Genomic DNA, 21,519 nt, shown 5'->3' on the forward strand with positions numbered 1-21,519 from the left:
GGTCGCGTCGCGCACCTGATCCTGCGCGACGGGACCGGCGCCGGGCACGGGACACAGGCACAGAGAACGGGCACCCGCATGGACACGATCATCCCCTTCGGCATCCCCCTCTGGGCCGAGCTCGCGGCGGTGGCGCTGGGCGCCCTCCAGGGTGCGCTCTTCGCCGGTGCGTTCACCGACCGCCGCATCGACGTGCTGGGCACGGTCCTCGTCGGCATCGGGGTGGCGCTGGGCGGCAGCCTGCTGCGCGACATCCTGCTCGGCGAGCCGCCCGTGGCGATCTACGGACCCTGGTACGTGCTCGTCGCCGCGATCTCGGCCCTGGTCGGGCTGTCGCTGCAGCGGCTGTTCGCCCGCCTCGACCCAGTCATCCTGCCGCTGGACGCCGTCGTCATCGGCCTGTTCGGCGCGATCGGCACCTCGAAGGCCCTCGCGCTCGGGGTGCCCGCGGTCCCGGCGGTGTTCGTCGGCACGGCGGCGGCCGTCGGCGGCTCCGTGCTCCGCGACGTGACCCTCAACCTCCCGGTCGCCCTGCTGCACGTCGGGTCGCTCTACGCGGTGGCGGCCGCGGGCGGCGGCGCACTGCTCGTGGCTCTCGTGGCGCTCAGGGTACCCGTGCTCTGGGCAGCCGTCGCCGCAGTGGTGCTCACCACCCTGGTACGGCTGCTCGCCGTGCGGTACGACTGGAGGTTCCCCGAGCAGCAGGCACTGGTCGTGCGACGCCGCCCGCGCTGAGCGACCTACGCGGCGTCGTGGGCGGCCCGCAGCGCGGCGACGTCGATCTTGCCCATCTTGAGCATCGCGTTCATCGTGGCGATCTCGGCGGGGGTCGAGTAGGTGCCCGACAGCTGCTCGAGCTCCTTGGGGATGACCTGCCACGAGACCCCGAACCTGTCCTTGCACCAGCCGCAGGATCCGGGCTCACCACCGTCGGCGGTCAGGAGGTCCCAGTAGTGGTCGACCTCCTCCTGACCCTCGACGGACAGGTAGAACGAGAACGCCTCGTTCAGCGTGAAGTGCGGGCCTGCGTTCAGCCCGGTCACGGGCAGCCCGCCCACCGTGAACTCCACGACGAAGTCGGTGCCCGCCTCGGCACCGGGCGCGTCCTCCGGCGCCTTCACGACGTTGTCCACCGACGATCCGGGGATGTGCTCGGCGTAGAACGCGGCCGCCTCGCCGGCGTCGTTGTTCCCGAACCAGAGATGCGCTCGAACGGTAGCCATCGTGTCCTCCTGAGTTGGTGGGGACCGCCGTCGGCCCCGTCACCTGCTTCGACCTCGCGACCTGAGGAAACTCATCGGTCGAGCGAACGTAGGCCTGGTCGCTGCCAGGTCCCGGCAACGAGAGACGCCGGGGTGCGGCCCTCGGGCGCACCCCGGCGTCTTCGTCCGGTGCGAGGCTCAGCCGGCGAGCGTTCGCTCCGCCGAGTCCACCACGTTGGACAGGAGCATCGCGCGGGTCATCGGACCGACGCCGCCCGGGTTGGGCGACACCCAGCCCGCGATCTCCGCGGCCTCGGGCGACACGTCGCCCACCACGCGCGACTTGCCCGTCTCCGGGTCGGTCTCGCGGGAGACGCCGACGTCGATCAGCACGGCGCCCGGCTTGACCATGTCGCCGGAGACGATGCCCTTGACGCCCGCGGCCGCCACGACGACGTCGGCCCGGCGGACCAGACCGGCGAGGTCCTGCGTGCCGGTGTGCGTCAGGGTGACCGTGGCGTTCACGGCGCGCCGCGTGAGCAGCAGGCCGATCGACCGGCCGACGGTGGTCCCGCGGCCCAGCACGACGACCTCCTTGCCCGCGAGCTTGATGCCGTGCCGCTCGATGAGCTCGATGATGCCGCGCGGCGTGCAGGGCAGCGAGGAGGGGACCTCCTCGTTGACCCGCAGCACCAGGCGCCCCAGGTTGGTGGGGTGCAGGCCGTCGGCGTCCTTGTCGGGGTCGACGAGCTCGAGCACCCGGTTGGCGTCGATGCCCTTCGGCAGCGGCAGCTGCACGATGTACCCGGTACAGGCCGGGTCCTCGTTCAGCCGGCGCACCGCTGCCTCGATGTCCTCCTGCGTGGCGTCGCCCGGGAGGTCCTCCCGGATCGACGCGATGCCGACCTCGGCGCAGTCGCGGTGCTTGCCCGCGACGTACCACTGCGACCCGGGGTCGTCGCCGACCAGCAGCGTGCCCAGCCCGGGCACGACGCCGCGCTCGCGCAGCGCCGCGACCCGCTCCTTCAGCTCGCCCTTGATGGCCGAGGCGACACTCTTCCCGTCCAGGATCTGAGCGCTCATGCATACCTCCCTCGGTGAGTGCTGGGTATCTGCCCTCTGAAACCGTTCAGATGGGCAGATACCCAGCACTCAGCGGAATTGTCAGAGACCCGGGTAGAGCGGGAACTTTGTCGTCAGGGCTGCCACGCGGGCCGAGAGGGCGTCCACGTCCGTCGACGCGCCGTCCTTCAGCGCCGTCGCGATGATGTCGGCGACCTCGGTGAACTCGGCGTCGCCGAACCCGCGCGTGGCGAGCGCCGGCGTGCCGATCCGCAGGCCCGAGGTGACGCGCGGGGGCCGCGGGTCGAACGGGACGGCGTTGCGGTTCACGGTGATCCCGGCGTCGTGCAGGAGGTCCTCCGCCTGCTGACCGTCGAGCTGGGAGTTGCGCAGGTCGACGAGCACCAGGTGCACGTCGGTGCCGCCGGTGAGCACGGAGGCGCCGGCCGCCGCGACGTCGGGCTGCGAGAGGCGCTCGGCGATGATCGAGGCACCGCGCAGCGTGCGCTCCTGGCGGTCCTTGAACGACTCGGTCGCCGCGACCTTGAACGAGACCGCCTTGGCGGCGATCACGTGCATGAGCGGGCCGCCCTGCTGGCCCGGGAACACCGCGGAGTCGATCTTCTTGGCGTACTCACCCTTGGAGAGGATGAAGCCGGAGCGCGGCCCGCCGATCGTCTTGTGCACCGTCGAGGAGACGACGTCGGCGTGCGGCACGGGCGACGGGTGCAGGTCGGCCGCGACCAGCCCGGCGAAGTGCGCCATGTCCACCCACAGCTTGGCGCCCACCTCGTCGGCGATCTCACGGAACGCCCCGAAGTCGAGGTGCCGCGGGTAGGCGGACCAGCCGGCGATGATGACGTCGGGCCGGTGCTCGAGGGCCTTCTTGCGGACCTCGTCCATCTCGATGCGGTAGGACTCCGGGTCCACGCCGTAGGCGCCGACGTCGTACAGCTTGCCGCTGAAGTTGATCTTCATGCCGTGCGTGAGGTGGCCGCCGTGGGCCAGCTCGAGGCCGAGGATCTTGTCACCGGCGTTGATCAGGGCGTGCAGCACTGCCGCGTTGGCCTGGGCGCCCGAGTGAGGCTGGACGTTGGCGTGCTCGGCGCCGAACAGGTCCTTGGCGCGGGCGATCGCGAGGTTCTCCGCGATGTCCACCTGCTCGCAGCCGCCGTAGTAACGGCGGCCCGGGTAGCCCTCGGCGTACTTGTTCGTCAGGACCGAGCCCTGGGCCTCCAGGACCGCGCGCGGGACGAAGTTCTCGGACGCGATCATCTCGAGAGTGTCGCGCTGGCGGGCCAGCTCTCCGTCCAGGACGGCGGCGATCTCGGGGTCGAGCTCAGCGAGCGGGGTGGAGAGCGGGTCGGGAGTCGATGCGCTCATAGCTCCTCGATTCATGCGGGACGGGGATTGTCGGACGGCGGTGGAAAGCACACGCGCCGCGACACGACTGCCCGGGCGCACACCTTCACGAGGTGACCCGGGGCCCAGGCGAACGACCCCTCGTCGGCATGACTCGTCGCTCCCCGGTGGTGATCCACCTGACGCCAGTCGCGACCCGAAGATCGTAGCAGCGGCGGGTACGAACCCGTGCTCGACGACCGCCCGGTGATCCCGTCCTCGACCATCCGAGGCGAAAAGCCCGGTATTGCAACGAAAGTATCTGAGACCCTTTCGCGATTCAGCCGGACGTGGCTATCGTGCGGCCCATGCCATACCCCGTGTCACCGGACGCCGGAGTTCCGGAGCACCAGCCGGACCGGCGTCGCCAGAACAGCCCGTGGACCGGCGGACAACCGCCGTCCGGCCCGTTCGCGGCGAGCCGGCCCCCGTCGGGCCAGTTCCCTGCCCGCCCCGGTCCGGGTCAGGAGCCGGAACCCGGCTGGCCGGCCACGGGCCCCGTACGGACCGGCGACGACGGCGGCGGTGGCCGGCGCAGGAAGAGCGGCCGGCGGGACTGGATCTGGTCGGTCGTCGCGTTCCTCGTGGCCGCGGTCGTCATCGGCGCTGTCGGCTTCTACTTCTTCGGCCCCGACTCCACCGAGGAGCCCACCGCGACCTGGGCGATCGACTCGTGCGCCGGACCCGACCCGGCCGCGGCAGCTACCGAGGCAGATCCCGAGGCCGAGACGGCGACCTACCGTCCGCTGCCCTGCGACGACCCGGGTGCGACCGTCACGGTCCTCGACATCCAGGACGCCGTGTCGGTGGGCCAGCTGCACTGCCCGGAGGGCACGGACATCGTCTTCCAGAAGGACGGCAACGCCGGCGGGGAGACCCAGGCGGTCTGTGCCCGCAACCTGTCCGACGACCACCCGGGTGACCCGGGGATGGGTGGCGGGCAGCTCGTGACCGGCGACTGCGTGGACGACGACGGCGCCGAGGTGGCGTGCTCGTCCGACGGCGCACGTCCGGTCACCGGCCTGATGGTCGGGGGCGTCGAGTGCCCCGAGGGGACCGAGGACGAGCTCCGGCTCGGTTTCGACGCGCAGCGCAGCTACGAGACGATCTGCCTCGGCGCCTGACCTGCACCGTCATCTGACGCTCATCCCGGCGAAACCGGCAGTCACCGGACATTGGCTAGATTCGCTGTATGGCACGTCTCCAGCGGACTGTTTTCGAGCGCAACGTCCCGGCTCGCGCCGTCGTCGACCACGCACTGGGTGGGACGCACCACGCGGTGTTCTGGCTGGACGACCTGGGTGAGCGCGCGAGCTATCCGGCGCTGTCGGCGCCGGTCCGGGCCGACATCGCCGTGGTCGGCGGCGGGTACACCGGCCTGTGGTCCGCGCTCCGCGCCAAGCAGCGCCACCCCGGGGCACGCGTCGTGCTGGTCGAGGCCCGCTCGGTCGGGTGGGCGGCGTCGGGCCGCAACGGTGGGTTCTGCGGGGCGAAACTCACCCACGGCCGCGAGAGCGGCCGCCCGCCGGACGCCCCGGACCGCCTCGACGAACCCGGCGAGCACGCCCTCCTGACCCGGCTCGGCCACGAGAACCTCGCGGCCATCGGGGCGACGGTGGACGCCCTGGGCCTGGACTGCCAGTGGGAACGCACCGGCATCGTGGACCTCGCGATCGAGCCGCACCAGATCGACTGGCTGCTCGACGCCGCCGCGCGGGCCGCCCGCAACGGCGCTCCGCACACCTTCCTCGACCGTGCGAAGATGCGCGCCGAGGTGGCGAGCCCTACCTATGAGGCCGGCCTGGTCCGGCCCGACGACGCCGCGCTCGTGCACCCCGCGCGGCTGGCCACGGAGCTGGCCCGGGCCGCGAGCGGGCTCGGCGTGGAGATCTTCGAGCACACCAGGGTGACCGACCTCGTCCCGCCGCGTCGTGGCGCGCACGACGTCGTGCTGCGCACGCTCTCATCCGGCGGCGAGGCGAGCGTGCGGGCCGACCGCGTGCTGCTCGGGACCAGCGCGTTCCCGACGCTGCTCCCGCGCTACCGCCACCACACGGTGCCCGTCTACGCGTCGGCGATCGCCACGGAGCCGCTGCCCGCCGACCTGCTGGGCGCCATCGGCTGGCGCGGCAGGCAGGGTCTCGCCGACCTGGCGAACCGGTCCCACCGCTACCGGCTCACGGCGGACGACCGCATAGTGTTCGGCGGCCACGACGCCGTCTACCACTACGGCGGTCGCATGAGCAGGACGTACGAGGACCGGCCCGCGACGTTCCGGCGGCTCACCGAACACCTCCTGACCACGTTTCCGCAGCTGGAGGGCATCCGGCTCACGCACAGGTGGTCGGGCACCATCGACACGGCCACCCGGCCGGGCGCGTACTTCGCGCAGGCCGCGGACGGTCGCGTGCAGCACAGCGGAGGGCTGGCAGGACTCGGCGTCGGCGCCGGCCACTTCGCCGCTCAGGTGATGCTCGACCGGCTCGACGTCATGGACGGCGCCCCCGACACCGAACGCACGACGCTCCGGACGGTGCGCCGGATGCCCGTGCCGTTCCCGCCCGAGCCGGTGGCTGCCGCCGGGATCCGGGCGACACGGCTGGCCCTGGACCGCGCAGACCACCAGAACGGACGACGCAACCTGCTGCTCCGGTCGCTCGACACGCTTGGCCTGGGGCTCGATACCTGATTGGCTGCTCGGACCGTCCGACGTCGAAGGAGCACACAGTGGCCACGCCCCCGGTCCCCGAGAACATCGCCAAGATCCTCGCCCAGCCGAACCCCGCCGTCATGGCGACCGTCCGGCCCGACGGCGCGCCCGTCTCCGTGGCGACCTGGTACCTGTACGAGGACGGCAGGGTGCTGCTCAACCTCGACGCCACCCGCAAGCGCCTGGAGCACCTGCGCGCGGACCCGCGCGTCTCCCTCACGGTGCTCGACGGCGACACCTGGTACCGCCACATCAGCGTCCAGGGCCGCGTGACGATCACGCCCGACGAGGACCTGGCCGGCATCGACCGGCTCGCGACCCACTACACGGGCAGCGCGTACCCGAACCGCGAGAACCCGCGGGTCGACGCGTGGATGGAGATCGAGTCCTACCACGCCTGGGGTTACTGACCTCAGCTGTCCTGGGGCACGCTCTGCGCGCCCGCGGCACCCAGCACGCGCCGCAGGTAGGTGTACGTCAGGTCGCCAGCGGCCTTGTCGTACTGCTCCTCGTAACCGTGCTTCGTGTACATCGCGAGGTTCTGCTTCGAGTCCTTGCCGGTGAAGACCCAGATCTCCTTGGTCTGCTCCGGCAGGTACGGGAGCACGGCGAAGAGCATCTCGGTGCCGATGCCGCGGGCCTGCTTGTCCGGCGCGACGGCAAGGCGGCCGAGCGTCGCCTTCTCGCCCTCGATCTCGACGCGTACCGAGCCGATCATCCGGTGGCCTTCCCACGCGCCGATGGTCACCACGTCGTCGCGGGCCAGGTCGTCCCGCAGCTCGGCGAGCGTCTGGGTCAGGGGCGGGATGTGCGGGTCGTCGTACAGCTGGGCCTCGGTCACGAACGCGGCGCGCCGCAACGTGAGGAGCTCGCCCGCGTGGTCGTCCTCGACCAGCGCGATCGTCGTGGTGGAGTTGCTCATGGGTCCATGGTGGCAGAGTTGGCGTGCCCGGGTCGACGGTGTTCGCGGTGCGGTCGTGTCAGTGGCTCCGCATAGATTCAGTGCATGGGGAGCTCAGGAGCCAAGCGGACGGCGGAGGACGGCGAGCGCATCGACGTGCGCTCCGCCGCCGGCCGGTTCGACGACTTCTCCGAGGTGGTCGGGGTCAAGAAGCCCGGTGGCGGGGGCTGCTGGTGCATGAGCTACCGGGACAGCCGGGTCCGCAACGACGAGCGCCCCGGCTACATGCGGGACCTCTGCGAGACCGAGCCCGGCCCCGGTGTGCTGGTCTACGTCGACGACGTCGTGGCGGGCTGGTGCTCGATCGCACCCCGTTCCACGTACCGCCGGCTCATGAACAGCCGCACCATCCCGTTCGTCGACGACCGGGACGCCTGGGTGGCGGTGTGCTTCGTGGTCCGCGCGGGGTACCGCAAGCGGGGACTCATGCACCACCTCCTCGCCGGGGCCGTGGAGCACGCCCGGGCGCACGGCGCCGAGGTGGTCGAGGGCTACCCGGCCGACGTCGGCCCGGACCGCGTCGACGTGATCAGCGGCTACGTCGGGACCGTGCGGATGTTCGAGGAGGCGGGCTTCGAACGCGCGGCCGAGACGAGCGGCGTCAGCGGCGGTCGACGGCGCTGGGTGATGCGCAAGGAGCTCGTCGTGGACGGCGGAGCCGCCCCGGCCGTGGCGGGTTAGCCTGACCGCGTGAACGACGCGACCGCAGCCACGCACTGGATCCTCACCCTGTCCTGCCCGGACCAGCCGGGAATCGTGCACGCGGTGGCGGGAATGCTCGCCGAGCACGGCGGCAACATCACCGAGTCGCAGCAGTTCGGCGACCCGACGTCCGGCCTGTTCTTCATGCGCGTGCAGGTCGAGTCGACGGCGTCCCGCGACGAGCTCACCACCGCGATGACGCAGGTGGCCGGCCGGTTCGCGATGACCTGGACGCTCGACGTCGTCGGCAGGCGGATCCGCACGCTGATCATGGTGTCCAAGGCCGCGCACTGCCTCGTCGACCTCCTGTACCGGGAGCGCTCGCAGCGCATGCCGATCGACGTCGTCGGCGTGGTGGGCAACCACCGCGACCTGGAGGACATCGCCACGTTCTACGGCAAGCCGTTCCACCACGTGCCGGTCACCAAGGACACCAAGCCCGAGGCCGAGGCGACGCTGCGCGGCCTGGTCAAGGAGCTGGACGTCGAGGTGGTCGTGCTGGCCCGGTACATGCAGATCCTGTCGGACGAGCTGTGCCGCGACCTGAGCGGGCAGATCATCAACATCCACCACTCGTTCCTGCCGTCGTTCAAGGGCGCGGGGCCGTACCGGCAGGCGCACGACCGCGGCGTCAAGATCATCGGCGCCACGTCCCACTACGTGACCGGCGACCTCGACGAGGGCCCGATCATCGAGCAGGACGTCGAGCGCGTCGACCACTCCCGCACGGTCGAGGACCTGGTGGGCATCGGCGAGGACGTCGAGCGGCGCACGCTCGCGCGCGCCGTCCGCTGGCACGCGGAGCGCCGGGTGCTGATGGACGGGCGCCGCACGGTCGTCTTCCGCTGAGGGGCTTGGCCAGGGCGAGTGATCGGCAGATGGCCAGGTGATCGGCAGTCCGAGCTACCGATCACCTGACAATCTGCCGACTACCAGAATCAGCTGGCGCCAGCCGACCCGGCCCCGCGCCGTCAGCCCTTGACCGCGCCCGCCAGGGCGAACGCCGAGCCCGAGATTCGCGTGACCAGGACGTACAGGCCCAGGACCGGAGCCGCGTAGAGCAGCGAGTACGCCGCGAGCTGGCCGTACGCGACCGACCCGTACTGCCCGAAGAACGCGAAGATGCTCACGGCCGCCGGCTGCTTCTCCGGAGAGAGCAGCAGCACGAACGGGACGAAGAAGTTCCCCCACGCCTGCACGAACACGAAGATGAACACCACCGCGATGCCCGGCCGCATGAGCGGGAGCACCACGCGCCGGAGCGCCTGCATCGCCGACGCGCCCTCGGTCCAGGCGGCCTCCTCGAGCGAGATCGGCACGGAGTCCATGAAGTTCTTCGTCATCCAGATCGCCATGGGCAGCGAGGTCGCCGCCATGAAGAAGATGGTCCCCGGCAGCGAGTCCAGCAGGTTGAGCTGCACGAACAGCGCGTACACCGGGACCATGATCGCCGTGATCGGCAGGCAGGTGCCGAACAGCACCGAGTACAGGAAGTACTTGCCGAACCGCATGCGGTAGCGCGACAGCGGGTAGGCCGCGAGCACCGCCACGACCACCGTGATGGCCCCCGAGCCCGCGGACAGCACGAACGCGTTCCACAGCGGCAGCCAGGTCAGCTCCGGCGTCAGGATCGCGGAGAAGTTGGCGGTCGTCACGGCGTCGGGCAGGCCGAAGGAGAGCGTCGCCTCCGCGTCGAACGACGCGACGAGCACCCAGGCCATCGGGAGCACGAACAGCAGCGCGATCACGAGGAGCACGAGGTTCGCCGCCACCTTGGTGGCCTTGACGCGTGGTCCCGCCAGCCGGCCGACGCCGCCCCTGGCCGGTGCGGCGGGCCTCGTCATCGTGTCCGTCATCAGTCCACCTCCGGTCGGAGCGCGCGGATGTAGATCACGGAGAAGACCGCGCCCACGATGATCATCACCGTCGCGATGGCCGTGCCGTAGCCGACCTGCGCGAACTTGAACGCCTCCTGGTACGCCAGGATCGGCAGCGTCGAGCTGTCGGTGCCCGGACCGCCGCCCGTCATCACGTAGATCAGCGTGAACACGGAGAGGGTCTGCAGCGTCGTGAGCATGAGGTTGGTCGAGATGCTGCGCCGGATGACGGGCAGGGTCACCCAAGCGAGCCGCTGCATCCCGTTCGCGCCGTCGAGCTGGGCGGCCTCGGTGAGCTCCGGCGGCACCTCGGCGAGCGCCGCCGAGTAGACCATCATCGAGAAGGCGGTGCCGCGCCAGATGTTCGCGAGGATCACCGCGAGCATCGGGGTGGAGTAGAGCCAGTCGGGCCCGGTGATCCCGATGCCGCCGAGCATGGCGTTGAGCGTGCCCTCGGAGTGGAAGAACGCGTACGCGGCGAACGCGGCGACGATCTCGGGCAGCACCCAGGCGGCGACCACCACCGTCGAGGCGATGGACCGCACGGGTTTGACCGCCGAGCGCAGCAGCCCGGCGAGCATGATGCCCATGACGTTCTGCCCGACCACCGCGGAGAGGAAGACGAACACGACGGTCAGCCACAGCGACTTCGGGAAGTCCGGGTCGCCGAACAGGGCGGTGTAGTTGTCGAGCCCTATCCACTCCGGGTTCAGTGCGGCGGGTCCGGTGAGCGCGGCGTTCGTGAACGAGCCGTAGAACGACCACACCACCGGGCCGAGCATGAAGAGCACGAGCAGGACGACGGCGGGCGCGAGTGGGATCACCCGCGCCGCGCCGCGTGATGTGACGGCCACGGGTCAGCCCTGGATCGTGTTCTCTTCGCCGACGATGCCGGTGACGGCCTCGTCGTAGACCGCAGCCGCCTCCTCAGGCGTCTGCTGTCCGGTCATCACGGACTCCATCGCGACCATGATCTCGTTGGAGACCTTCGGGTAGTCCGAGGTGGCGGGCCGGAAGTGGGTGACGTCGACGAGGCCGGTGAAGAACTCGGTGGTCGGGTTGGTCTTCGTGTACTCGGGGTCCTCCGCGACGTCGGTCCGCACGGCGATCTGGCTGTTCGCGACGTCGAACCAGAGGGAGTTCTCGCGGTTCAGGGCCATCGAGATGAACTCGAACGCCGCGTCCGGGTTCTTGGAGCCGGACCCCATGGCGAGGGTCCAGCCGCCGGACATGCTCACGGCACCCGGCTCGGCGCCGTCCTGGGTCGGCATGGGCGCGGCGCCCATCTTCTCGGACCACTCGGGCCACGGCGCGACGCCGGACTCGAGCCAGTTGCCGGCCACCCAGGAGCCGTCGAGCGCGATGCCGACCTTGCCCTCGGGCAGCCACTCGGCCTGGACCGTGTTGCCGATGTTGGTGTCGAGCGCCTGCTGCGGCGTCGGCGCGAGGCCCTCGGTGAACACGGTCTGGACGAAGCCCAGGGCGTCGACGAAGCCCTGCGAGCCGAGCACCCACTTGCCGTCCTCGTAGAGGGTGTCGCCCGTGCCGTACAGCAGCATCTCGAAGCCCTGCATGACCGCCGCCTCGCCCTGCGGCTTGCCGGAGTACATGTTGAACGGCACGACGTCGGGGTCGGACGCCTTGATGGCCCTGGCCGCCTCGAGCAGCTCGTCCCAGGACTTCGGCGCCCAGTCCTCCGGCAGGCCCGCCTTCGCGAGCACGTCCTTGTTGAACCAGAGACCGCGGGTGTCGGTACCCATGGAGACGCCGTAGGTCTTGCCGTCGTCGCCCGCGCCGGCTTCCTTGGCGCTGTCGACGAACTGGTCCCACTCGTCCCACTCGGCGAGATAGTCGTCCAGCGGCTGGAGGTATCCGGCCTCGACGTCGGACTTGATCATGTACGTGTCCTCGTACATGACGTCGGGTGCGGTGCTGGGCGACCGGTTCATCAGCGCGAGCTTCGTGAAGTAGTCGTTCTGCTGTGCCTCGATGGGCACGAGCTCGACGGTGACGTCCGGGTTCGCCTTCTCGAAGTCGGCCTTGACGTCCTTGAACAGCTCGTCCGCCTGCGTGAAGTTGCCGAACTTCTGGTAGGCGACCTTGATCGTGCCGTCGTCGGAGCCGCCTCCGCCCGAGCCGCAGGCACCGAGCGAGAGGGCGAGTGCCACTGCCGTGACGGGTGCGATGAAGAATCGTGCCGTGCGCATGAAGCTCCCTTGCGTCGTGCGAAGTCCGGCAGCACTGCCGGACCAACTCAGGCACACGATTCACCCCCGACGGGTCAGAGTCAAGGGCTGATTGTCAGCGCTGTCAGCCAGACCGCGCCACAACCGCGGACTTGTCGGCGACTCGCGTCGCCGACAAGTCCGCGGTCGGGTGGTCAGCCTCGGGCGTCGGTCAGGACGGCGACGGTCCTGGCGGGGACCGTGACGGTCCCGTCCGCCGCGTCCCACTTCGTCTCCCGTACGACGGCGTCCACCCCGCGCGCCTGCACCCGCGAGAGGGCGTAGTCACGGCCCGCTAGCTCGGGCACCTCCACCGTGACTGACGTCGGCGACGCGTTGAACACCACGAGCACCCCGTCCAGCCGCCGGTCGACGTCGGACGAGCCCGCGAGGTCGTCGATCGACATCGTGATCACGCCCGGGACCGCGTCCGGACCGGAACCGGGGAACGTCACCTTGTCCCGGATCAGCTCGGCGGAGCCCAGCCGGAACAGGTCCGTCGAGTGCCGCAGCTCCAGCAGCTCGCTCGCCTGTGCCGACGCGAACGCGATGTCGTCCGGGGTGGGCTTGAGCGCGGGGTCGGCCAGGAGCGGGGCCTGGAGCGGCCACTTGTCCTCGTTGTCTGCCGCCATCGGCAGGCCCCGCCCGAACCCGTTGTCCCGCCCCGACCAGTCGATGGCGTTGAACCAGTCCCCGGAGTCGTACGAGTTGCGGTCCAACGACTTGGAGCGCAGCAGGTCGGTGCCCGCGTGCCAGAACGACGGCGACTGCGACAGCGCGGCAGTCGCGAGCGAGACCGTGTTCATCCGGACCCGGTCCGTCATCGGGGTGTCCGCCGGCAGCTTGAGCGTGAGCAGGTCGAACAGCGTCTCGTTGTCGTGCGCGTCGACGTAGGTGACCACCTCCTCGGGCGAGTCCGCGTACCCCGCCGGCGAGCCCCGGTAGTCCAGCTCGTCGCCCCTGACCCGCTCCCCCGATGAGGTGATGACCTCGTAGGAACGCAGGTTGCCGGCCAGCCCGAGCTTCACGAGGTCGCTCTGGTGGGCCAGGTCGGCCGCCTCGTCGGCCCCGCCGTCGTTGACGGTCGCCGGGTCACCGAGCCGTGCGTCCCTGCCGTTCGGGTCGGTGAACAGCCCGGTTCCGAAGCCCTGCGTGAAGAGGGAGGCGCCGTCGACCGGCGAGCCGCCGTGGACGGCGTCGCGCAGGCGGTCGCTGAACGTGCCGATGCCCGTGCCGCCGAGCTGACCCTGCGTGGCCTGCTCGAACCGCGCGTTGTCGGCCACCTCGCCGAAGTTCCAGCCCTCGCCGTACAGGTAGACGCTCTTGCCGTCCACGCCGTCACGCCGGAGGGTGAGCTCGTCCAGGGCCGCCCGGACCGCCTCCATGTTCTCCCGGGAGTGGTGCCCCATGAGGTCGAACCGGAACCCGTCCACGCGGTAGTCGCGGGCCCAGGTGACCACCGAGTCCACCATCAGCTTCTGCGCCATGGCGTGCTCCGTGGCGACGTTCTGGCAGCAGGTGCTGGTCTCGACGGCGCCGCTGACCGGGTTCTGCCGGTGGTAGTAGCCGGGCACCACGCGGTCCAGCACCGACTTGGGGTCCTGGCCCGATGCCGCGGTGTGGTTGAACACCTGGTCGAGCACCACCTGCAGACCGGCCCGGTGCAGGTTGCCGACCATCGAGCGGAACTCCGCGACGCGCTTGCCGCCCTCGGCCTCGACGGCGTAGGAGCCCTCCGGCGCCATGAAGTGGTACGGGTCGTAGCCCCAGTTGAAGGCGTCCTGCCCCTGGATCTCCGCGACGGCAGTCTGCTGCTCCTCGCTGTCCGGGGCGAAGCCCGACAGGTCGCCGGTCGTGGCCTGTACTGCACGGTCCTCGGGGATGGAGGCGATGTCGAACGTGGGCAGCAGGTGCACGGTGGTCAGGCCGGCGTCGCCCAGTGAGCGCAGGTGCCTCATCCCGTCGGAGCGGCCTGCGCCGAACGCTCCGTACGTGCCGCGCAGACGCTCGGGCACCGTCTCGTCAGTGATCGAGAAGTCGCGCACGTGCAGCTCGTAGATCGTCTGGTCCACCGGGTTCTCGACGACCGGTGCGGGCGTCGAACGCCAGACCTTGGGCCGCCAGTCGGCCGCGTCGAGGTCCACCGCCACCGAGTGGGTGGAGTCGAGCGTGAGGCCCACCGAGTAGGGGTCGGTCACCACGTTGGTCTCGACCTGCCCGGTGCTCGGCACGTACACCTCGACGGCGTACCGGTACCGGGCCCCCTGCCAGCTCTTCCGGTGGGCGAGACCCCGCCCGCCGTCGTAGGTCCACGCGCCGTCACGCTGGCGCCTCATCTCGAAGGTGCGCGGCTCGGCGTCGAGCGACGTCCCGGCAGCCCAGGCCTGCAGCGTCACCGCGCGGGCCGTCGGGGCCCACAGCGCGAACGACGCGCGCTCCCCAGCCCGCCACGTCACGCCCAGGGGGCGGTCGGTGGCGAACAGGTCGTCCAGCACCCCCGGAATCTGGACGCCCGTCGCCGCGGTCAGGGTCTCGCCGTCGTGCCGGGTCAGTCGGAGCGCGCCCCGCAGGGCCGACGCCGCCGCGGCGCGGTCCATGCCCTCGACCTCCAGGGCGAGGTGCTCGGCCAGGTGCGGGAAGTCCTCGGCCACGTCCGCGGGGACCTGCCCCGGAACCAGGGTGTACGACGTCGGATCCTCCGGGTCGCCGGTCTCCAGAGCCCACCGGTCACCGGCGCCGAAGTCCTGCGCTGGCACGAGGACCAGGCCCTCGCGCACCCAGTGCGCCGCCTGCTGCCCCTCCCCCGGCGTTCCCGGGGTGCCGACCTGGACGGTGGGCACCTTGGTCTCCGGGTCCCAGGTGAAGGTCACCGGGCCGCCACCCGTGGAGTACGGGATGTTGGCGCCGTCGCGCACGCCGTCGGCACCGTAGTTCTCCGCCCAGGAGCCGTTCAGCGCGACCTTGAACTCGTACGAGCCGGCGGGCAGCTCGAACGTGCCGGTGTAGGTGCCGTCGTCGGCGAGCGTGAGGCGCGCGGCCTCGCAGTCCGGGGTCCAGTCGCCGGCGCAGCCCATCTCGCTGTTGTGCGAGCCGGCGACGGCGACCATGTCGATCTCGGGGTCGGTGCCGTCGTCCACCACGCCGCTCACGTCGACGCCCACCGAGGCGTAGGAGCTGGCGGCGGCGCGGTCGCCGTCGGCGTCCTGGGTCACCGTGCGGTACTCGACGAGGGTGCCGTCGGGCAGGTCCGCGCCGTTGGCGCTCACGTCGTGGAACACCCGCGGGGTCGTGTCCTCGGCGGTGCCGAGGTGCTGCCACTCGTCCGTGCCGACCGCACGCCAGGCGAAGGAGGTCTCGGCCCAGGCGTCGTCGATGCCCGCGGCGACCGGGGCGACGCCCGACAGTGCGGCACCCGGCCGGGCGCTCGTACCCGGGACGACGGTGACGGCTCCCGCGGACTCGGCGCCCACAGTCCGGTCGGCGACCAGCACGACGGCGGAGCGCGCCGGGACGGTCAACGTGACCGCGCCGTCGGCGTCCGCGGTGACCGTGGTCTCCGTGCCGTACAGCGGGGCGAACGTCGCACCCGGCGTGAGGGAGTCGAACGTGACCGTCCGCTCCCCGCCCGCGTTGTTCGCGGCGACCAGGTGCTCGACCTGTTCGTCGCGGTGCACGCGCGAGAACGCGTAGACGCCCGCGCCGTCGGCGGCGTACCGCTCGATCTGGGCGCCCGTGGCGAGCGCGGGGTGGTCCTCGCGCAGGTCGGCGAGCGCCGCGATGTGCTCGTAGAGCGGCGCGTCGGTGCCGTACCGGTCGACGCTCCCGGCCTGCTCCCCCGTCACCAGGGGCTGGTTCGCGTACTCGTCGACCTGCGTGGCGAAGAGTGTCTGCCGGGCGTCCTTGTCGCCGCCGGCGCCCGCGAAGCCCTGCTCGTCGCCGTAGTAGACCACCGGCTGGCCGCGCGTGAGGTACATCAGCTCGTGGGCCAGCTCGTCGCGTGCCAGCGGGTCGTCGGAGCCCGCGAGCATGTAGCCGACGCGCCCCATGTCGTGGTTGCCGAGGAACGTCGGCAGCGCGGCGGGGCTGCTGTCCGGCGTCGTGTACAGGTCGTCGGACGCGTACAGGTCCGCGAGCCGCTGCGCGCTGTTGCCGCTCGCGTAGCTGGTGGCGGCGGACTGGAACGAGAAGTCGAGCACGGAGCTCATGTCCGTGCGGCGCACGTAGGGGGAGGTCTTGGCGGCGTCGGCGTCGTACACCTCGCCGAACGTGAAGAACTCGTCCTTGCCCTGGGCGTGGGCGTACTCCTCGATCTCGGTCGACCACTCCTCCCAGAACTCGAAGTTCACGTGCTTGACCGTGTCGATGCGGAACCCGTCGATGCCGAGGTCGATCCACGCCTTGTAGATCTCCTCGAAGCCGTCGACGACGGTCGGGTGCTCGGTCATGAGGTCGTCCAGGCCGCTGAAGTCGCCGTAGGTGACTGACTCGCCCTCCCACGTCGAGTTGCCCCGGTTGTGGTACAGCGTGGGGTCGTTGAGCCAGGCGGGAACCTTCACGTCCTGGTCGGCGGGGTCGATCACCGGCGTGTACGGAAAGCTGGTGGCGGCGTCGAGCTCGGGGAAGCTGCCCGTGCCCGCGTGGTCGGCCGGGTCGAACGGGTTGCCGGCGGCGTCCGTGTACGGGGCGGTGGCCTGGTCCACGTAGTCGTAGGTGCCCTCGGCGTAGTCGACTACGTCGGCCGTGTGGTTGGTGATGATGTCGAAGTAGACCTTGAGACCGCGCGCGTGGGCGTCGTCGATCAGCGCCTCGAGCTCGGCGTTGGTGCCCAGGTGCGGGTCGATGCGCGTGAAGTCGGTGATCCAGTAGCCGTGGTACCCGGCGCTCACGTCCGCGCCCTCGCCTTGAACGGGGCGGTTGAGGAAGCTGGGGGTGAGCCAGATCGCCGTGGTGCCCAGGTCCTCGATGTAGCCGAGGTTCTGGCGCAGGCCCGCGAGGTCACCGCCCTGGTAGAAACCCTTGTCGGTGGGGTCGAAGCCGGTGGTGAGCCGGTCGCCCGTCAGGCCGCCCTCGTCGTTGGCCGGGTCGCCGTTGGCGAACCGGTCGGTCATCACGAAGTAGAAGCGCTCGTCGCTGCCCGGCTGGCGGACGGGCGCGCGCACGAGGGCGCCGTCCTGCTCGGTGTACTCGCCCGCGAGGGTGAGCGGGGTCAGGGCGGTGCGGTGGGTGGCGTCGTCGTAGGTGACGCGGAGGGTCGCGGGGCCTTCGAGGTGGAGCGGGGCGTTGTCCTGGCCGCCGTCGCGGCCGTAGGACTCGTCCCACGCGTCGTCCAGCGCGACCTTGTACTCGTAGGTGCCCGCCGGGAGCTCGAAGTCGGCGACGAACGTGCCGTCGCCCTGGGCGACGAGCTCCGTCTCGGCACACGCGGGATCCCAGTCGGCGGCGCAGCCGAGCTCGTCCTGGAGGCTGCCCACGAGGGCGGCCGTGCGATCCGCCGCCTCGGTCGTGGTGCCGGACGTCGAGGCTGTGGCCGACGTCGACGCGGCGAGCCCGATGGATGTCACCAGGGTTACCGCGACGGCGGCAGCGCCTAGCTGTGTTGGGCGCAGGCGCGCGGTGCGATACATGGATGACCCCTTCGTCGTCCGAACCCCATGATGAACCGATCGCGACTGTAACGCTTGCAGAAGTTTGCAGCAAGGTTCGCTGACGACCAATCGGCCGGTCGCTCACCATGTCGTCAGAGCGGGAGCTTGAAGCCCTCGTGCGACTGCTCGTAGCCGAGGCCCCGGTAGAACCGGTGCGCCTCGGGCCGTTGCTTGTCCGAGGTGAGCTGGGCCAGGGCGCAGCCCCGCGCTCGGCCGCGCTCGTGGGCGTGCTCCATCAGCCGCCGGCCGATGCCCTGGCCCCGCAGCGCGCGGTCCACCCGCACGGCCTCGACCAGCAGCCGTGACGCACCGTTGCGCGAGATCCCCGGGATGAACGTCAGCTGCATGACGCCGATCACCTCGCCGTCGAGCTCGGCCACGATCAGCTCGTTGTCCGGGCTCGCGGCGATCGCCTCGAACCCTCTGACGTGCGGCTCTCCGTAGCTGCCGGTGCGGCGGGCGGCCACGGCGTCGTCGGCGATGAGCTCGACGACGCGTTCGAGGTCGTCGCGCTTCGCCTCGCGAAAGATCATTTCCATGGATGTCACCCTACGATCGAGGGGTTGTCCCGTTCCCCGAGAGGCGCATCTTCCGTGACCAGCTCCCCCTTGTCCGCCGGCCAGGACGCTACCCCGCGCAGCTCGTGGATCGCGCTCGCCGTGCTCATCCTCGGCGTCTCGATGGCCCTGCTCGACACGACCATCGTCAACGTCGCGCTGCCGACCATCCGCACGTCCCTCGACGCGTCCGAGGGCACCCTGTCCTGGATCATCTCCGGGTACGCGCTCGCCTACGGCCTGGCCCTCATCCCTGCCGGCCGGGTCGGTGACCGGGTGGGCCACAAGTGGGTGTTCGTCGTGGGCCTCGCCGGGTTCACGCTCGCGAGCCTGTGGTGCGGGCTCGCGGACGGCGCCACCGAGCTGATCATGGCCCGTGTGGTGCAGGGCCTGTGCGGCGGCATCTTCTTCCCGGCGGTGACGGCGCTGATCCAGCTCATGTTCGCGGGCCGCACGCGCGGCAAGGCGTTCGCGGTGATGGGCGCGGCGATCGGGTTCTCCACGGCGCTCGGGCCGATCGTCGGCGGCCTGCTCATCGAGGCGTTCGGCGAGAACGAGGGCTGGCGCTCGATCTTCTTCGTCAACCTGCCGTTCGGGGTCATCGCCGTCGCCGCGGCGATCGTGCTGCTGCCCCGCATCGTCGTGGGCGCCACGTCGCGCGGGGTCGACGTCGTGGGGCTGCTGCTGATCTCGGTCGCCCTCGTCGCCGTGCTCGTGCCGCTGATCGAGGGCGAGGACGCCGGCTGGCCGTGGTGGACCTGGACGTCGCTGGTGGGCGGCCTGCTGCTGCTCGTGGCGTTCGCCTTCTGGGAGCGCCGGGTCGCGGGCCGCGGCGGCAGCCCGCTCGTGCCGCCCCGTCTGTTCGCCCACGCCGCGTTCACCGGCGGCGTGATCCTCGCGCTGGTCTACTTCGCGGCCTTCACCAGCATCTTCTTCACGATCTCGATCTTCTGGCAGTCGGGGCTGGGCCACTCGGCGCTGGCGTCGGGGATCGTGTCGGTGCCGTTCGCCATCGGGTCGATCGTCGGTGCGTCGCAGAGCGAGCGCCTGGCGCACCGCCTGGGCCGGTCGGTGCTCGTGATCGGCACAGGCATGGTCGCGCTCGGGCTCGTGTCGCTGTGGCTGGTGCTCTGGCTGGTGCCAACCGGCGACCTGACGCACTGGACCCTTGCCGCGCCCCTGCTGGTCGGCGGTATCGGCAGCGGACTGTTCATCGCACCGAACGCCCAGTTCATCGTCGCGACCGTGGACCGCGACCAGGCCGGCGCGGCGTCCGGCGTGATCGGCACCATGCAGCGTGTCGGCTCGGCGGCGGGCATCGCCGTCGTCGGCTCGGTGCTCTTCGGGTCGCTCACGTTCCCGCCCGGACGCCCGACGCCCGAGGTGGTCGCCGACGCCTTTGCGCATGCCGCGACGATGGCGATGGCGACGAGCGCCGCGCTCGCCGTGGCGGCGTTCCTGCTGGTCTTCACGCTGCCGCGCCGGGTCGACGAGCGGGTGCGGCCCGCCTAGCGGGGATCCCGGCGGCGCAGAAGACCACCCCCGCCAACCCTGGCGCGCCGCAGACGGCGGCCGGTACGTTCCGGCCATGGCGGTCGCGTCCGCACCACCCGGCCCTGGCTCGCTGTCGACGCGCCCGCCCGACGTCCTGCCCGCCGTCGCCTGGGCTCCGGTGCGCGCGGCGGTACTGGTCCTCGGCGTGCTGCTGACCGCAGTCAGCACGCAGTACGGGTACCACCGGGACGAGCTGTACTTCCGCATGCTCGACCCGGCCTGGGGATATGTGGACCAGCCGCCGCTCACCCCCTGGATCGCGCGGACGTTCGCCGACCTGTTCGGCGACACGCTGCTGGTCATGCGGGTGCCCGCCACGCTGGCGCACCTCGCCGCGATCATCGTGATCGCGCTCGTCGCGCGCGAGCTGGGCGGGCGCACCGGCGCGCAGGCCTTGGCCGCCTGGGGTTACGGGACGGCGGCGATCCCGCTGGCGTTCGGGCACACGTTCCTCACCGCGAGCCTGGACCTCGTCGTCTGGCCGGCGGTGCTGCTGTGCGTGATCCGGGCCGTGCGGCGCGACCCACGCTGGTGGCTGGCCGCAGGGCTGGTCACGGGTGTCGCCATGTACAACAAGCTGCTGGTGGCGGCGCTGGTCGGCGCACTGGTGCTGGGACTGCTGGTCGCGTGGCCGTGGCGGTCGCTCCGTACGGCGCGCGGGACTGCCCCGGCGGGAGGCCCGGACGCCGTCGTCCGCTGGCCGCTCGCGACACCCTGGCCCTGGGCGGGTGCGGCCGTCGCGCTGCTGGTGGGACTCCCGAACCTCCTCTACCAGGCCACGAACGGGTGGCCGCAGCTCGCGATGGGCGCGGCGCTCGGCGAGAACAACGCCGCGGACGTGCGGGCCGAGATGTGGCTGTTCCAGCTGCTCACCCTCGGACCACCGCTCGCGCTCGTGTGGCTGGTCGGGCTGTTCTGGTTGTGGCGGCGTCGGCCGACACTGCGGTTCCTGGTGGTCGCGTACCCGGTGCTGCTGGCGTTCACCTACTCCGCCGGTTCGCAGACGTACTACGCGACGGGCCTGCTCGCGGTCCTCTTCGCCGCCGGCTGCGTCCCGGTCGCGGCATGGGCCCGGACGGCGTGGCGGCGGGTGGCCGTCGCGGCGGTCGTGCTGTTCAACGCGGCGGCGTGCCTGGTCATCAGCCTGCCCCTGGTGCCCGTCGAGGACCTGGCCGAGACGCCGGTCGCCGATATCAACGCGTCGGCCCAGGACGCCGTCGGCTGGCCGGAGTACGTGCGGCAGATAGCCGACGTGCACGGCGCTCTGCCCGAGGCGGACCAGGACCGGGCGGTGGTCCTCACGCAGAACTACGGCGAGGCCGGGGCGGTGGACCGGTACGGTCCGGCGCTCGGCCTGCCGCCGGCGTACTCGGGGCACAACGAGCTGTGGGAGTACGGTCCGCCGCCGGAGTCGGCGAGCATCGCGCTGGTCGTCACGGAGGCGCCCGGCGCCTGGGGTGACCGGTTCGCGGAGTGCGCCGTCCAGGGACAGCTCGACAACGGCGTCGACGTCGACAACGAGGAACAGGGCGTGGCGGTGCTGGTGTGCCGCGAGCCGGTGGGCGGCTGGGCCTCGCTGTGGCCTGAGCTGAAGCACCTGGACTGACGCTCCACCCAGCCCCG

17 protein-coding genes and 1 riboswitch are annotated in these 21,519 nt (G+C 71.2%); of the genes, 8 read left to right on the forward strand and 9 right to left on the reverse strand.

Annotation, left to right across the window (positions count from 1 at the left end; genetic code table 11):
- The first annotated feature begins 78 nt into the window (after positions 1 to 78).
- Positions 79 to 735, forward strand: coding sequence for a trimeric intracellular cation channel family protein (locus tag ACNYC2_RS23590; RefSeq protein ID WP_419704120.1), 657 nt, complete (start codon positions 79 to 81; stop codon positions 733 to 735).
- Between the two features lie 5 nt (positions 736 to 740).
- Here ACNYC2_RS23590 and ACNYC2_RS23595 read toward each other — a convergent pair whose 3' ends face one another.
- The 3 genes from ACNYC2_RS23595 to glyA form a co-directional block, all read right to left on the reverse strand.
- Positions 741 to 1,223, reverse strand: coding sequence for a VOC family protein (locus ACNYC2_RS23595; RefSeq protein ID WP_419704121.1), 483 nt, complete (start codon positions 1,221 to 1,223; stop codon positions 741 to 743).
- 177 nt (positions 1,224 to 1,400) lie between these two features.
- Entirely contained in the window at positions 1,401 to 2,285 is an 885-nt protein-coding gene (locus ACNYC2_RS23600) for a bifunctional methylenetetrahydrofolate dehydrogenase/methenyltetrahydrofolate cyclohydrolase (RefSeq protein WP_419704122.1), read from the reverse strand.
- Positions 2,286 to 2,366: 81 nt separating this feature from the next.
- On the reverse strand, positions 2,367 to 3,647 hold the full coding sequence (glyA, locus tag ACNYC2_RS23605) for a serine hydroxymethyltransferase (RefSeq protein WP_419704123.1): 1,281 nt from the start codon (positions 3,645 to 3,647) through the stop codon (positions 2,367 to 2,369).
- A gap of 95 nt (positions 3,648 to 3,742) precedes the next feature.
- Positions 3,743 to 3,829: riboswitch (ZMP/ZTP riboswitch) on the reverse strand.
- Between the two features lie 144 nt (positions 3,830 to 3,973).
- On the opposite strand from glyA, the gene ACNYC2_RS23610 reads away from it, so the two are divergent.
- The 3 genes from ACNYC2_RS23610 (at position 3,974) to ACNYC2_RS23620 (ending at position 6,785) form a co-directional block, all read left to right on the forward strand.
- On the forward strand, positions 3,974 to 4,789 hold the full coding sequence (locus tag ACNYC2_RS23610; protein ID WP_419704124.1) for a hypothetical protein: 816 nt from the start codon (positions 3,974 to 3,976) through the stop codon (positions 4,787 to 4,789).
- A 68-nt stretch (positions 4,790 to 4,857) separates the two neighbouring features.
- On the forward strand, positions 4,858 to 6,354 hold the full coding sequence (locus ACNYC2_RS23615; protein ID WP_419704125.1) for an NAD(P)/FAD-dependent oxidoreductase: 1,497 nt from the start codon (positions 4,858 to 4,860) through the stop codon (positions 6,352 to 6,354).
- A 38-nt stretch (positions 6,355 to 6,392) separates the two neighbouring features.
- Positions 6,393 to 6,785, forward strand: a complete 393-nt coding sequence (locus tag ACNYC2_RS23620) for a PPOX class F420-dependent oxidoreductase (protein WP_419704126.1) — start codon at positions 6,393 to 6,395, stop codon at positions 6,783 to 6,785.
- A 2-nt stretch (positions 6,786 to 6,787) separates the two neighbouring features.
- On the opposite strand, the gene ACNYC2_RS23625 is transcribed toward ACNYC2_RS23620, so the two are convergent.
- Complete coding sequence (locus ACNYC2_RS23625) at positions 6,788 to 7,297, reverse strand: GNAT family N-acetyltransferase (RefSeq protein WP_357507346.1); 510 nt, start codon at positions 7,295 to 7,297, stop codon at positions 6,788 to 6,790.
- 84 nt (positions 7,298 to 7,381) lie between these two features.
- Between ACNYC2_RS23625 and ACNYC2_RS23630 the strand changes: the two genes are divergently transcribed.
- On the forward strand, positions 7,382 to 8,017 hold the full coding sequence (locus ACNYC2_RS23630) for a GNAT family N-acetyltransferase (protein ID WP_419704127.1): 636 nt from the start codon (positions 7,382 to 7,384) through the stop codon (positions 8,015 to 8,017).
- A 9-nt stretch (positions 8,018 to 8,026) separates the two neighbouring features.
- Positions 8,027 to 8,887 carry a formyltetrahydrofolate deformylase gene (gene purU / locus ACNYC2_RS23635; RefSeq protein ID WP_357507342.1) on the forward strand — a complete coding sequence of 287 codons (861 nt, stop codon included), beginning with the start codon at positions 8,027 to 8,029 and terminating at the stop codon, positions 8,885 to 8,887.
- 122 nt (positions 8,888 to 9,009) lie between these two features.
- Here purU and ACNYC2_RS23640 read toward each other — a convergent pair whose 3' ends face one another.
- The 5 genes from ACNYC2_RS23640 to ACNYC2_RS23660 form a co-directional block, all read right to left on the reverse strand.
- Positions 9,010 to 9,894, reverse strand: a complete 885-nt coding sequence (locus ACNYC2_RS23640) for a carbohydrate ABC transporter permease (RefSeq protein WP_357507334.1) — start codon at positions 9,892 to 9,894, stop codon at positions 9,010 to 9,012.
- A complete protein-coding gene (locus ACNYC2_RS23645; RefSeq protein ID WP_419704128.1) occupies positions 9,894 to 10,769 on the reverse strand; it encodes a carbohydrate ABC transporter permease in 876 nt (291 codons plus the stop codon). Before ACNYC2_RS23645 ends, ACNYC2_RS23640 begins: the two co-directional genes overlap by 1 nt.
- Before the next feature lie 3 nt (positions 10,770 to 10,772).
- Positions 10,773 to 12,122: an extracellular solute-binding protein gene (locus ACNYC2_RS23650; RefSeq protein WP_419704129.1), complete on the reverse strand. Its 1,350-nt coding sequence runs from the start codon at positions 12,120 to 12,122 to the stop codon at positions 10,773 to 10,775.
- Between the two features lie 173 nt (positions 12,123 to 12,295).
- On the reverse strand, positions 12,296 to 17,764 hold the full coding sequence (gene pulA, locus ACNYC2_RS23655) for a pullulanase-type alpha-1,6-glucosidase (protein ID WP_419704130.1): 5,469 nt from the start codon (positions 17,762 to 17,764) through the stop codon (positions 12,296 to 12,298).
- A gap of 113 nt (positions 17,765 to 17,877) precedes the next feature.
- Complete coding sequence (locus ACNYC2_RS23660; protein ID WP_419704131.1) at positions 17,878 to 18,324, reverse strand: N-acetyltransferase family protein; 447 nt, start codon at positions 18,322 to 18,324, stop codon at positions 17,878 to 17,880.
- Positions 18,325 to 18,378: 54 nt separating this feature from the next.
- Here ACNYC2_RS23660 and ACNYC2_RS23665 point away from each other — a divergent pair, with 54 nt between their 5' ends.
- Positions 18,379 to 19,854: an MFS transporter gene (locus ACNYC2_RS23665; RefSeq protein WP_419704132.1), complete on the forward strand. Its 1,476-nt coding sequence runs from the start codon at positions 18,379 to 18,381 to the stop codon at positions 19,852 to 19,854.
- A gap of 76 nt (positions 19,855 to 19,930) precedes the next feature.
- Positions 19,931 to 21,502: a glycosyltransferase family 39 protein gene (locus tag ACNYC2_RS23670; RefSeq protein ID WP_419704133.1), complete on the forward strand. Its 1,572-nt coding sequence runs from the start codon at positions 19,931 to 19,933 to the stop codon at positions 21,500 to 21,502.
- Positions 21,503 to 21,519 lie beyond the last annotated feature (17 nt).

The sequence above is a fragment of the Promicromonospora sp. NFX87 genome (assembly GCF_048564965.1).
In the GTDB taxonomy this organism is placed as follows: Bacteria; Actinomycetota; Actinomycetes; order Actinomycetales; family Cellulomonadaceae; genus Promicromonospora.

Excerpts from the sequence above, each read along its gene's own strand:
- ACNYC2_RS23590 (WP_419704120.1), top strand. The coding sequence starts at position 79 with ATGGACACGATCATCCCCTTCGGCATCCCCCTCTGGGCCGAGCTCGCG.
- ACNYC2_RS23595 (WP_419704121.1), bottom strand. The coding sequence starts at position 1,223 with ATGGCTACCGTTCGAGCGCATCTCTGGTTCGGGAACAACGACGCCGGC.
- ACNYC2_RS23600 (WP_419704122.1), bottom strand. The coding sequence starts at position 2,285 with ATGAGCGCTCAGATCCTGGACGGGAAGAGTGTCGCCTCGGCCATCAAG.
- glyA (WP_419704123.1), bottom strand. The coding sequence starts at position 3,647 with ATGAGCGCATCGACTCCCGACCCGCTCTCCACCCCGCTCGCTGAGCTC.
- ACNYC2_RS23610 (WP_419704124.1), top strand. The coding sequence starts at position 3,974 with ATGCCATACCCCGTGTCACCGGACGCCGGAGTTCCGGAGCACCAGCCG.
- ACNYC2_RS23615 (WP_419704125.1), top strand. The coding sequence starts at position 4,858 with ATGGCACGTCTCCAGCGGACTGTTTTCGAGCGCAACGTCCCGGCTCGC.
- ACNYC2_RS23625 (WP_357507346.1), bottom strand. The coding sequence starts at position 7,297 with ATGAGCAACTCCACCACGACGATCGCGCTGGTCGAGGACGACCACGCG.
- ACNYC2_RS23630 (WP_419704127.1), top strand. The coding sequence starts at position 7,382 with ATGGGGAGCTCAGGAGCCAAGCGGACGGCGGAGGACGGCGAGCGCATC.
- ACNYC2_RS23640 (WP_357507334.1), bottom strand. The coding sequence starts at position 9,894 with ATGACGGACACGATGACGAGGCCCGCCGCACCGGCCAGGGGCGGCGTC.
- ACNYC2_RS23650 (WP_419704129.1), bottom strand. The coding sequence starts at position 12,122 with ATGCGCACGGCACGATTCTTCATCGCACCCGTCACGGCAGTGGCACTC.
- pulA (WP_419704130.1), bottom strand. The coding sequence starts at position 17,764 with ATGTATCGCACCGCGCGCCTGCGCCCAACACAGCTAGGCGCTGCCGCC.
- ACNYC2_RS23660 (WP_419704131.1), bottom strand. The coding sequence starts at position 18,324 with ATGGAAATGATCTTTCGCGAGGCGAAGCGCGACGACCTCGAACGCGTC.
- ACNYC2_RS23670 (WP_419704133.1), top strand. The coding sequence starts at position 19,931 with ATGGCGGTCGCGTCCGCACCACCCGGCCCTGGCTCGCTGTCGACGCGC.